General features: G+C 74.7%; 12 protein-coding genes and 1 pseudogene. 3 read left to right on the forward strand and 10 right to left on the reverse strand.

Annotation, left to right across the window (positions count from 1 at the left end):
* Positions 1-104: 104 nt before the first annotated feature.
* From RIN80_RS00720 to RIN80_RS00745, 6 genes are all read right to left on the reverse strand, one after another.
* Positions 105-242, reverse strand: coding sequence for a hypothetical protein (locus RIN80_RS00720; RefSeq protein ID WP_309093464.1), 138 nt, complete (start codon positions 240-242; stop codon positions 105-107).
* An 11-nt stretch (positions 243-253) separates the two neighbouring features.
* A complete protein-coding gene (locus RIN80_RS00725; protein ID WP_309093465.1) occupies positions 254-1,018 on the reverse strand; it encodes a cytochrome c oxidase assembly protein in 765 nt (254 codons plus the stop codon).
* The gene (locus RIN80_RS00730; protein WP_309093466.1) at positions 1,015-1,461 is read right to left on the reverse strand and encodes a DUF2243 domain-containing protein; all 447 of its coding nucleotides are present in this window, start codon (positions 1,459-1,461) and stop codon (positions 1,015-1,017) included. Before RIN80_RS00730 ends, RIN80_RS00725 begins: the two co-directional genes overlap by 4 nt.
* Complete coding sequence (locus tag RIN80_RS00735; RefSeq protein ID WP_309093467.1) at positions 1,458-2,027, reverse strand: hemerythrin domain-containing protein; 570 nt, start codon at positions 2,025-2,027, stop codon at positions 1,458-1,460. The genes RIN80_RS00730 and RIN80_RS00735 overlap by 4 nt, the downstream gene beginning before the upstream one ends.
* Before the next feature lies 1 nt (position 2,028).
* On the reverse strand, positions 2,029-3,231 hold the full coding sequence (locus RIN80_RS00740) for a hypothetical protein (protein ID WP_309093468.1): 1,203 nt from the start codon (positions 3,229-3,231) through the stop codon (positions 2,029-2,031).
* Between the two features lie 144 nt (positions 3,232-3,375).
* Positions 3,376-4,083: an ANTAR domain-containing protein gene (locus tag RIN80_RS00745; RefSeq protein ID WP_309093469.1), complete on the reverse strand. Its 708-nt coding sequence runs from the start codon at positions 4,081-4,083 to the stop codon at positions 3,376-3,378.
* A 128-nt stretch (positions 4,084-4,211) separates the two neighbouring features.
* Between RIN80_RS00745 and RIN80_RS00750 the strand changes: the two genes are divergently transcribed.
* Both RIN80_RS00750 and RIN80_RS00755 read left to right on the forward strand, forming a co-directional pair.
* The gene (locus tag RIN80_RS00750; protein WP_309093470.1) at positions 4,212-4,625 is read left to right on the forward strand and encodes an STAS domain-containing protein; all 414 of its coding nucleotides are present in this window, start codon (positions 4,212-4,214) and stop codon (positions 4,623-4,625) included.
* Entirely contained in the window at positions 4,622-5,575 is a 954-nt protein-coding gene (locus RIN80_RS00755; protein WP_309093471.1) for a sensor histidine kinase, read from the forward strand. Before RIN80_RS00750 ends, RIN80_RS00755 begins: the two co-directional genes overlap by 4 nt.
* Before the next feature lie 57 nt (positions 5,576-5,632).
* On the opposite strand, the gene RIN80_RS00760 is transcribed toward RIN80_RS00755, so the two are convergent.
* From RIN80_RS00760 to RIN80_RS00775, 4 genes are all read right to left on the reverse strand, one after another.
* Positions 5,633-6,670 (reverse strand): rod shape-determining protein, encoded by a 1,038-nt coding sequence (locus tag RIN80_RS00760; protein WP_309093472.1) that lies wholly within the window; start codon positions 6,668-6,670, stop codon positions 5,633-5,635.
* Positions 6,671-6,838: 168 nt separating this feature from the next.
* On the reverse strand, positions 6,839-7,036 hold the full coding sequence (locus RIN80_RS00765) for a hypothetical protein (RefSeq protein WP_309093473.1): 198 nt from the start codon (positions 7,034-7,036) through the stop codon (positions 6,839-6,841).
* A 102-nt stretch (positions 7,037-7,138) separates the two neighbouring features.
* The gene (locus RIN80_RS00770) at positions 7,139-8,479 is read right to left on the reverse strand and encodes a carboxyl transferase domain-containing protein (protein ID WP_309093474.1); all 1,341 of its coding nucleotides are present in this window, start codon (positions 8,477-8,479) and stop codon (positions 7,139-7,141) included.
* Entirely contained in the window at positions 8,472-9,917 is a 1,446-nt protein-coding gene (locus tag RIN80_RS00775; RefSeq protein WP_309093475.1) for an acyl-CoA synthetase, read from the reverse strand. Before RIN80_RS00775 ends, RIN80_RS00770 begins: the two co-directional genes overlap by 8 nt.
* Positions 9,918-9,966: 49 nt before the next feature.
* On the opposite strand from RIN80_RS00775, the pseudogene RIN80_RS00780 reads away from it, so the two are divergent.
* A pseudogene (locus tag RIN80_RS00780) lies at positions 9,967-10,271 on the forward strand (hypothetical protein); the annotation flags it as partial.

The following is a 10,271-nucleotide window of genomic DNA, read 5'->3' on the forward strand; positions in this document are numbered from 1 at the left end:
CGCCGCCGCCGCGCCGGAAGCCGGGAGCGCATGCCGGGCCCGTGGGCCGGGTGCGCGGAGCCCACCGGCGTGTCCGCCTGCCCCGGGGGCCGGGCCCGCGTCCGTCATGCCGTGTCGTCCTCCTCGGGCTCCGTGTCGTCGCGGTCGCCCTCCGCCTGGGAGGGGGTCGGGGTCGGCGTCGGGGGCGTGTCCTGGTCGTCCTCGCGGTCGCCTTCGGCCTGGGACGGGGTCTGGTCGGTCATGGTCTGTCTCCTTATGCCGGTGCCGGCTGCCGGGTACCCCGGTGGGGCCGGAGTGATCGCCCCTGTGCGCGGTACCACTGGGACGCCAGCAGCGCGGCCAGGGCGATCTCCACCGCGTCCCCGCCGTAGTACATGAGCTGCGAGGCGAGGTGCAGGTCGGCGGGGGCGTGGGCGGTGCCGGGCGGGCCCGTCGCCCACAGGCTCTTCGCCAGGACGGCGTGGGCCGCGGCGGCCGCCAGGAGGGTGCCCGCCCGCACGGCGAAGCCCGGCCGGTGGCGCACCGGGTCCACGGCGAGCAGGGCGAACGTGAGGAGCAGACCGGCCAGGAAGAGGTGCAGGAGCAGCAGGGGATGGTGGTGCAGGGAGGGCGGCAGGGGACCCCGGTAGAGGAGCCACAGGCCGCCGATGTCCAGGGCCGCGGCCACCGGGGGGAAGACCAGCGCCGTGACGAGCCGGGAGCGGGTCAGCCGGACCAGGGCGCGGCGGGCGGGCAGCGGGAGGGCGCGCAGTGCCAGGGTCACGGGCCGGGCGAGGACCAGCGGCAGCGGAGCCGCCATGCCGGCCATGACGTGGGCGGCCGTGTGCGCGGAGAACGGGGGCAGCCACTCCTGCCACGGCACCGCGAACGCGGCCACCAGCATGCCCCCGCCCAGCCAGCACCCCGCGTCCCGGCCCACCGGCCAGCGGTCCCCGCGGCGGCGCAGCCGGACGGCGCCGGCCGTGTACAGCAGGCAGCACAGCAGGACGGCGACCGGCAGGGGAGCCGGGGTCGTCATCGCGGTCCCCCGCGCGCTGCCCGCCGGGCCCGGCGCCACAGCAGCAGACCGGCCAGCAGGAACAGGGCCGCGACCACGTTCCAGGTCCAGTCGTACGGCCGCGGGTCGACCTCGTAGCGGATCTGGTGCAGGCGCAGCAGCTTGTGCTGGACCGTGCCGTCGTAGAGCTGGAAGCCGCCCAGGCCCAGGCAGACGCCGGACCACCAGGCCGGACGCAGCGGGCCGCCCCTGCGGCGCAGGTCCGCGTAGACGAACAGGCCCGCCACCATGGCGAGCCACCCCCCGGCGTGGAACAGGCCGTCGGAGACCAGTCCCACGTCGGGTGTGGACCTGTCGTAGAAGTGGTGCCAGTGGAGCAGCTGGTGGAAGACGACCTCGTCGACGAACGCGGCGATGCCGACTCCCGACAGCGCCCCACCGGCCAGCGAGCGGCGGTACGTCACCCGTCCTTGCCCATGGCCTTGCGGACGGCGTCCCGCGTGCGGTCGACCAGGGCCGCGAGCGGGCCGACGGCGAGGTTCTTCGCCGCGGACTCCGTACCGGGGTGCGGGCGGGTCGGGGCCATGGCCTCGGCCGCCTTCAGGGCCGAGGCCATCGACGCAAGGCGGCCCTGGTCCGCGTGGCGGCGGATGTGGTTGAACTCGTAGCGCTCCTCCGCCCGGGCGTGCGCCATCACGTCCAGGCGCAGGGCGAGCAGCTCCGGCAGGAACTTCGGATCGTCGGTGTCCATGCCGTCCAGCCGCGACAGGAGTTCCTTCGCCTCCCGCTCCTCGTTCAGGCGGTCCTCGACGACCTGCTCGCCGCCCGGCACGTTCGCCCGGGTGAAGGGCCGCACGACCTCCTCCTCGGCCGTCTCGTGCACGGCCAGCAGCCGGACCAGGTCGCGGAACGCGGCGCGGCGCTCGTCACCGGCCGTCCGCTCCACCTCGTCGAAGAGGTTGCGGATGTCGCCGTGCTGGCGCATCAGCAGCGCCACGACGTCGGTGTCACTCGCTGCGATCCCCGCCATGTCAGTGCCCCTCCCGGAGGGCGGGGTCCGGGTGCTCGCCCTCGGTCTCCATGCGGTACTCGCGGCCGAACATCTCGTCGTGCTGGACCATCACGCGCTCACTGGGCGGCTCCTCGCCGCCGTGGATCTGCTCCTGCAGCTTCTCGAACCGCTCGTGCGCGTCCCGGACGTAGCCGGTGCCGAGCGTGGTCAGGTCGATCTGCGTGTCGAGCAGGTTGCGCACGAACGTCTTGTTCTCCTCGAACGTCAGGACGTTCGGCAGCTCCGGCGCGAGGATCTCCTGTGGTTCCCGGCCGTCGTGACGGCGCATCAGGTCGCAGGCGATGCGCAGGTGTTCCAGCTCCATGTTCAGGTGCAGCTCCCAGATGGCCCGCACCTTCGGGTCCGGCTCCTGCTCCATGAAGGAGTGGTAGAGGTAGCACTCGTTGTACTCGTGGTTGACCAGCTGCTCCCACCACGTCTCGCCCGGGTCGACCAGGGACTCGTAGTGGGTGACGTGCTCCTCCTCGATCAGGCCGATCTCCTGGTAGAGCTGACGGGCGATCGGCTCCATGTACTGCGGGCCGACGTTCATGTAGAAGTTCATGGTCTGCTGCTCCGCCGACATGATCGTCAGCGCGTGCAGCTTGGACAGCGGGTTCACGGTCGAGCGGTCGTACGGCTCGCGGACGTTGTCGGCCGGGTGGCGGTGGTGGTACTTGGTGGGCCGGCCCGGCATGACCTCGGTCAGTCCGTCGACGATCGACTCCGCCTTGCGGTGCTCGATCATCTCGTAGAGGTTGGCGTACCGGTACAGGTGGTCGAAGTCCTCCAGGACGCCGAACTCGTAGGCCTGCTTCAGGTACGGGTCGGGTTCGTGGCGGGCCACCCAGCCGGTGAGGTCCACGGCCACCTGCTCGTAGGCGATCGTGGTCTCCAGGACCGAAGCGAGGCCGGGCAGCAGCCAGTTGACCGCCTTCTGCTGCTGGTGCTCGATGTAACGGACCTCGGCCAGCTGCCGTTTGACGTCCGGGTCGGGGCAGCGGCGGGCGAGCTGGTGGCTGAAGAGGATCGCCTCGACCTCGATGCCGTTCATCGTGATGACGCGGCAGCGGGTGTACGGATCGGCGTGGTCGGGGTCGATCGGCTCGACGTCCAGCTCGCGCCAGCTGCGCAGCTGACGGTCCAGGGGGATGCCTTGGTGCTCGAGGGGGTTGAAACCCATGGGGTTCTCCTCGCCTGAGTGCGGAGCGGGCCGCCGCCGGGTACCCGAGCACCCTCCCCGCGAAACCGCCCGGCTTCGGGGGCGCGGGGACCGCGCTCCCCGGCCGCGTCCGGCCCCGCGCCCGCGTCCGGGCGTCGGTGGGCGTCAGCCCCTGTTCCGCCTCGCGATCGCCCGCTGCAGCGCCGTTCGCAGCTCGGCCGGCGGGGCGGGGCCGTCCCCCTCGGCGCTCGCCGTCACCGCCGCCGCCACGTCCCGCAGCTTCGTGTTCGACAGCTGGGACGTCTCGCGCAGGATGTGCCACGCCTGGTCGGACGTGCAGCCGTGCGTGGCCATGAGGATGCCGCGGGCCTGGTCGATGACCGGGCGGGACGCGATGGCCTGGCGCAGCTGCTCGACCTCCTCCTGCAGCACGTGCAGACGCTCGGCGCGTTCCAGGGCCACCGCCGAGGTCGTCAGGGCCGGGCCGGTGGTGCCCGTGCCCGAGGCGCCCGGGCCCGAGGTGTCCGGGCCGGCCAGCGGGTCGGCCGTGTCCAGGCCCGCGAGTTCCAGGATGCGGCGCGGCTGGCCGTTCCAGTTCGTCACCGTGACGGTCAGCGACCGACGGCGGCGGAAGTCCCCCAGCACGTCCAGGAACTGCAGCCCGGCCGTGTCCATGAAGTGCACGTCCGCCATGTCCAGCTCGACCCGGGTGACGCCCGCCGGCAGCTCGGCCAGCGTCCGGGCCAGGACGTCGGCGCAGCCGTGGACGAGCTCGCCGCGCGGGCTGAGCTCGGCACGGTCCGCGTCGACGCGGCCGCGGATGACCAGGGTGTTCAGCCCTCCTGTCAGATGTGGTGATGCCGCAGAGGTCATGTCACCGCCTTGTCGGTCCTCGTCGGTCGGGTCCGTCTCGCCGGACTGCACCACGTCACTCGCCCCCGTCGACGTCGGTGTGAGATGCGCCTGCCCGCCGGACGGCTTAGTACACGCGGCTGGGGGGAATGAGCCTCCAGCGCGCGGGTACGTGCGCTGTGGTCGAGGAGTGTGGGGAGAGGGGCGTGAACACTCGGTATCAGGCACCGGCCGTCGAGGCCCCCGGGCCTTCGCCGGGCCTGGCGGTGTTCCCGCTGACCGGCGGTCGGGGAGTCCGGGCGGCCGGGGAGGTCGGACTGACCACTCGGGCGATCTGGGAAGGTGTACTCGAGCAAGCCGTTCGTGAAGGCGAGGACGTGTACCACCTGGAGCTGTCCGACGTGACGTTCGTCGACGTGGCGGGCGCCGGCGCGCTCGCGGCCGCCGCCGGGCGACTGCGGGACGGACGGCGGTTCGTGGTGTGCCGGCCGCCGGCGGCGCTGCGGCGCACGCTGGACCTGCTGTGGCCCGACCAAAAGGGGATCGAGGTGACCGTGTCATGACCACTGCCGTGGCGGACCCCTTCGGGCCCCTCGAGCCCTTCGTCCATCCCGCGTTCTTCTACCGGGACGAGCAGGACTACCTCGATGTGACGGTGCCCTTCGTACGGGACGGCCTGGCGGCCGGCGAGCCGGTGGCGGTCGCGGTGCCCGGCAAGAACCTCGCCCTCGTCCGGGACGCCCTGGGCGACGACGCCGGCGCGGTGCGGCTGCTGGACATGGAGGAGGCCGGACGCAACCCGGGGCGGATCATCCCCGGCGTGCTGCGCGCCTTCGCCGACGCCCAGCCGGCCGGCCGCCGGGTGCGGATCATCGGCGAGCCCATCTGGGCCGGGCGGTCCGACACCGAATACCCCGCCTGTGCCCAGCACGAGGCGCTCATCAACGCCGCCTTCCGGGGCAGCACGGCGACGATCCTGTGCCCGTACGACACCCGGGCGCTCCCCGAGCACGTGCTCGCCGACGCCCGCGCGACCCACCCCGTCGTCATCCCCGAGGGCTCCAGGACGGCGGAGGACAGCGCCGCGTACGCCCCCGGAGACGTCGTCGACCGCTACAACGAGCCCCTCGACCCGGTCGCGCACGCGCTGGCCTTCGCCTTCGACACCGAGTCGCTCTCCCACGCCCGGCACGTGGCCGTCGGGGAGGCCTCCCGGCTCGGCCTCACCGGCGTCAAGCGGGACGACCTGGCCCTCGCCATGGCGGAACTCACCACCAACAGCGTGGTGCACGGGGGTGGTACCGGCGTCCTGCGGGTGTGGAGCGAGGACGGGCACGTGGTGTGCGAGGTGCGGGACGCGGGGCGGCTCGCGGACGTCCTGGCCGGGCGCCGGCCCGTGCCCCGGGACCAGCGCGGGGGCCGCGGGATGCTGATGGTCAACCTGATCGCCGACCTGGTGCGGGTGCACCGGGGCGACAGCGGCACGACCGTACGCTGCTGGTTCGCTCTCTGAGGGACTGCGACGGCCTTCAGGGCGCTTTCCGATCACCCTCCGGCCGGTCCCCGGCGCTCAGCTGCCCAGCGGGTCCAGGGCCAGTGGCGCGATCCTGCCCTCCAGCATGGCGCCCAGCCCCTGGACGGCGCACACGTCCGGGCGTTCCGCGATGTGCACGGGCATGCCCGTCGCCTGCCGCAGCATCTGGTCCAGGCCCGGCAGCAGGGCGCTGCCACCGACCATCATGATCCCCCGGTCGGCCAGGTCGGCGACCAGGTCGGGCGGGCAGGACCGCAGCACCTTGCCGATGCCGTCCAGGACGGCGGTGAGCGGCGTCTGGATGGCGTCCCGCACGGCCGCGGTGTCCACCTGCACGGAGCGGGCCAGACCCGTGGCGACGTCCCGCCCGTGGATCTCCGTCGAGGCCGGGCCGTGCGGGGTGAGGCCGTTGCCCGACAGGGCGAGCTGCAGCGGCCGGACCGACTGGCTCGGCAGCATCAGCTCGTGCCTGAGGCGCAGGTGCTGCACGATCGCCTGGTCGACGGCCTCGCCGCCCACCGGGATGCGCTCGGCGGTGACGATCGCCCCGAGGGACAGCACCGCCACCTGCGTGGCCGCCGCCCCGCACACCATGATCATGGTCGCCTCGGGCTGCTCCACGGGCAGCCCGCAGCCGACCGCCGCGGCGATCAGCGTGTCCACCAGCTCCACGCGCCGGGCCCCGAGGCCGACCAGCGTCTCGATCGCGGCCCGCTGGGCGAGCGGGTCGGCGTCGTGCGGCGTGCAGGCGGCGGCGCGCAGGATCGGCTTGCGGCGCAGGCCGCGGCGCATCTTGTCGCCGAGCAGGTGGCGCAGCATGCGCTGGGCCATCTCGATGTCGACGACGCTGCCGCCGGAGACCGGCCGGACGACCCGGATGTAGCCGGGGGTGCGGCCCGTCATCTGCTCCGCGAGCTCACCGACCGCGATCAGCGCCCCGGTGCGGGTGTTCACGGCGGCGGCGGACGGCTGGTCGACGACGAGCCCGGCGCCCTTGACGTAGACCCGCGTGCGGGCCGCCCCCAGGTCGACGGCGAAGTGGCAGCGGCGCAGCTGCTCCAGACTGGCGGTCATGGCAGGTCCTCCCGAGAGCACAGACCGTGGGGGGCCGCCAGGTGGCGGGCCTCGCGGACGTGAGGCCGCCGGGTGGCGGGCCTCCCTCGCATCGTGCGCGGGAGGGCCCCGGGCCGCCTTTCGGAGGGGGCCGGGCGGGGCGCCGCCGAACGGGGGGTTCGGGCCGTGCTACAGGGACCGGGCGGCCTCCAGCAGCGGTGCCAGGGAGGTGACGGTCGTCTCACAGCCCGCCTCCTTGAGCAGCCGGCCGGCGGTGGTGTCGCGGGCCAGGGCGACGAAGCGCAGGCCCGCCTGCCGGGCGGCGGTCGGCTCGGGGACCGTGGAGCCGATGAGGACGCCCGTCGCGGCGCCGCCGGTGGAGCGCATGACGCGCAGCAGGCAGTCGGGGTGCGGGGTCAGCAGGGTCAGGTCCGTGCCGCGGGCGTGGATGCCGGCCAGGGGCAGGCGTGGCGGGCGGCCACCGGTACCTCAGTCTCCGACCGTCCCCCGGATCACCCCCAGCTCCACCAGATCCTGCGGGCGGATGCGCAGTTGGTCCGCCGTCGCCTCCACCTCGCGGGGCGGGCGCTTGAGGATGGCCGCCGCGAGCTCCGGGGCGATCACCGAGAAGTAACTGTCCGGTGTGGCCCAGGTGTTGCCGGGCGCGGCCAGGGCCAGCGCGCCGCCCGAGCCGCCCTCGCCGATCACCAGCGTCGTCAGTGGCGTGCGGGCGCTCGCCACCGCGCCGAACAGGCCGGCGATCGCGGCGCCCGCGCCCTGCCGTTCCGCCTCGGCGTCGTTGGCGGCGCCCGGGGTGTCCACCAGGGTCAGCACCGGGATGCCCAGCCGGTCCGCGAGGCGGATCAGCCGGGCGGCGGTGCGGTAGCCGGCCGGGCGGGTCGCGGTCCCGGTCTGCGCGGCGTACGCGATCGTCCGCCCCTGGTGCGTGCCGAAGCCGCACAGCATGCCGTCCGGGTCGGCCCCGCCGCAGCGGTCCCCGCTGATCGCGACCCGGTCGGTGAAGTAGGCGTCCAGGTAGGCCGCGGCGCGCGGGCGCAGCGGTGAGCGGGCGCGCCGGACGGCGTCCCAGCCGGTGGCCGGCAGGACCGCTCGCTCGCCGAGCGGCTCGGGCGGCGGGGCCGGCGTGGTGGACGGGCAGGTCAGCAGCCGCAGCCACCGCGCCAGCGTCGCGCGCAGCTCGCCCGGCGTCACGACCGCGTCCGCCGCGCCCGCCGCGACCTGCGCCTCGGCGGTGTACGCCGCCGGGTCCGCGTCCGCCGGGCGCACCCGGGAACCGGCGAAGCCGACCTGCGCCCCGGGCAGCGCGAGGACCACGTCGGCGCCCGCGCCCAGCGTCGCCCAGCCGCCCCCGGTCGTCGGGTCGCGCAGAACGGACACCTGGGCGAGTCCGGCCTCCCGGGTGAGCGCCGACTGCCGGGCCACCCGCTGGAGTTGGGCCAGCGCCCGCATGCCCTCCTGCATCCGGCTGCCCCCGGTGGCCACCAGCGGAACGACCGGCAGGCGACGCTCCCGGGCGTACGCGTGGGCCGCCTCCAGCCGGTCGCCGGTGCGCTCGCCCAGGGAGCCGCCGAGGAAGCCGAACTCGAACGCGATCAGCACGGCCCGGGTGCCGCCGACTTGGGCGGTGCCGCACACCACGGACTCCTCCTCGCCGGTGCGCGCGGCGGCCCGGGCGCGGGCGGCGTCGTAGCCCGGCCAGGCCAGCGGGCCGTCGGGCGGCGACTTCCGGACCGGAGCGGGCAGTTCGTCGAAGGTGGCCTCGTCGGCGAGGGCGGCGACGACCGCGCGGGCGGAGAGGCGCTCAGCCATGGGGCAGCGCCCGCTTCATGATCTTCCCCATGTCGTTGCGGGGCAGGGCGTCGAGGTGGTGGACCACCCGCGGCCGCTTGTGCGGGGCCAGGCGCCGGGCCACATGGTCGGCCAGCTCGTCCAGCGCCGGGGGCGCCTGGGGATCGTCCGGCACGATCCACGCCACGATCCGCTCACCGAGGTCGGGGTCCGGCTCCCCGGTGACGGCGGCCTCCCGCACCCCCGGGTGTTCCAGCAGCGCGTTCTCGATCTCACCGGCCCCGATCTTGTAACCGCCGCTCTTGATCAGGTCGGTGGCCTTGCGGCCCACGATCCGCACGTAGCCGTCGGGGTCGCGCACCGCCATGTCGCCGGTGCGGAACCAGCCGTCGGCGGTGAACGCGGCGGCGGTGGCGTCCGGCCGGTTGAGGTACTCCGTGAACAGGTTCGGGCCGCGCACCTGGATCTCGCCCACCGTCTCCCCGTCGTACGCGGTGACCTCCGAGCCGTCGTCCTCGACCAGCCGCAGCTCCACACCGGGCAGCGGCACGCCGACCGTGCCCGGGCGGGCCTCGCCGTCGGCGCGGACGCTGGTGTTCATCAGCGTCTCCGTCATGCCGTACCGCTCGATCACCCGCCGCCCGGTCGCCGTCGCGATCCGCCCGTGGTCGTGCACGGGCAGCGCGGCGGAGCCGGAGACCAGCAGCCGCGCCCCGGTCAGCGCCTTCACCAGGTCCGGCTCGCCCGTCACGGCCTCGGCGAGCCGGTGGTACATCGTCGGCACGCCGAACAGCATGGTCGCGCCGGCGTTCAGCTCGCGGGCGACGCCCTGGGTGCTGAACCGGCCCAGGTGCCGCACCGAGCCGCCGCGGCGCAGCGGGCCGAGGGTGCCGAGGACCAGGCCGTGGACGTGGAACAGCGGCAGGGCGTGGACCAGCACGTCGTCGCCGGTCCACTGCCAGGCGTCGGCCAGGGCGTCCAGGGTGGAGGCGATCGCCCGGCGCGGGATGACGGCGCCCTTGGGCGGGCCGGTGGTGCCGGAGGTGTAGACGATCAGGGCCGGGTCCTCCGCCTCGCCGCGGTCCTCGGGGACGGGGCCGCTGTCGTGCACGTCGACGTCGACGCGGGGGAGGTCTCGCAGGGGTGCGGGGAGCTGGTCGTCCGGGGCCGTGAGCACCAGGCCGGGCGCGCTGTCGGCCAGGATGTGGCCGAGCTCCTTCTCGCCCGACTTGGGGTTGAGCGGCACGGCGGGCACACCGGCCAGCAGCGCGGCGACGACCGCGACGGCCGTCTCCAGCGTGGGCGTCGCCCAGACGGCGACCCGCGCGGCCCCGCCGAAGCGGCCCGTGAGCGCTCCGGCCGCGGCGGCGAGCTGCGCGTAGGTCAGGGAGCGCTCGCCGAACCGGAGGGCGGGCCGGTCGGCCGGGTGCTCGGTCAGGGCCGGGAAGAGAGGGGTCACGCGTCACATCTCCTTGGCTGTTGCGCCGGTTGCCGGTGGCCGGTCGCCGGTGGGCGGCGAGGTCACCGCGGGCCGCCCGTGCGACGGCCACCACGATCCCTCCGTACACCATCAGCCGCCGGAGGAAACGTTCCCGGCGCACGGTGGCGAAGGCGCGGCCGCTGGACGGGGAACCCGACGGCACCTGGACGCCCGCCCGGTCCCCGGCCTCCACCACGTCCGCCACCACGCAGCTGACGTTGTCCGGTCCGCCGGCCCCAGGGCGACGTTGTTCCGCATCACCCACGACCACACCGTGGTCCAGCCGATGATCGACGAGGGCCGTCTGACCGCCGAGGAGGCCGTGTCCCGCCC

Source organism: Streptomyces sp., from assembly GCF_031181705.1.
In the GTDB taxonomy this organism is placed as follows: Bacteria; Actinomycetota; Actinomycetes; order Streptomycetales; family Streptomycetaceae; genus Streptomyces.

What these genes read in the sequence shown, in the direction of transcription:
- RIN80_RS00720 (WP_309093464.1), bottom strand. Translation starts at nt 242, where the DNA reads ATGACCGACCAGACCCCGTCCCAGGCCGAAGGCGACCGCGAGGACGAC.
- RIN80_RS00725 (WP_309093465.1), bottom strand. Translation starts at nt 1,018, where the DNA reads ATGACGACCCCGGCTCCCCTGCCGGTCGCCGTCCTGCTGTGCTGCCTG.
- RIN80_RS00735 (WP_309093467.1), bottom strand. Translation starts at nt 2,027, where the DNA reads ATGGCGGGGATCGCAGCGAGTGACACCGACGTCGTGGCGCTGCTGATG.
- RIN80_RS00740 (WP_309093468.1), bottom strand. Translation starts at nt 3,231, where the DNA reads ATGGGTTTCAACCCCCTCGAGCACCAAGGCATCCCCCTGGACCGTCAG.
- RIN80_RS00745 (WP_309093469.1), bottom strand. Translation starts at nt 4,083, where the DNA reads ATGACCTCTGCGGCATCACCACATCTGACAGGAGGGCTGAACACCCTG.
- RIN80_RS00750 (WP_309093470.1), top strand. Translation starts at nt 4,212, where the DNA reads ATGAGCCTCCAGCGCGCGGGTACGTGCGCTGTGGTCGAGGAGTGTGGG.
- RIN80_RS00755 (WP_309093471.1), top strand. Translation starts at nt 4,622, where the DNA reads ATGACCACTGCCGTGGCGGACCCCTTCGGGCCCCTCGAGCCCTTCGTC.
- RIN80_RS00760 (WP_309093472.1), bottom strand. Translation starts at nt 6,670, where the DNA reads ATGACCGCCAGTCTGGAGCAGCTGCGCCGCTGCCACTTCGCCGTCGAC.
- RIN80_RS00765 (WP_309093473.1), bottom strand. Translation starts at nt 7,036, where the DNA reads ATGCGCTCCACCGGCGGCGCCGCGACGGGCGTCCTCATCGGCTCCACG.
- RIN80_RS00770 (WP_309093474.1), bottom strand. Translation starts at nt 8,479, where the DNA reads ATGGCTGAGCGCCTCTCCGCCCGCGCGGTCGTCGCCGCCCTCGCCGAC.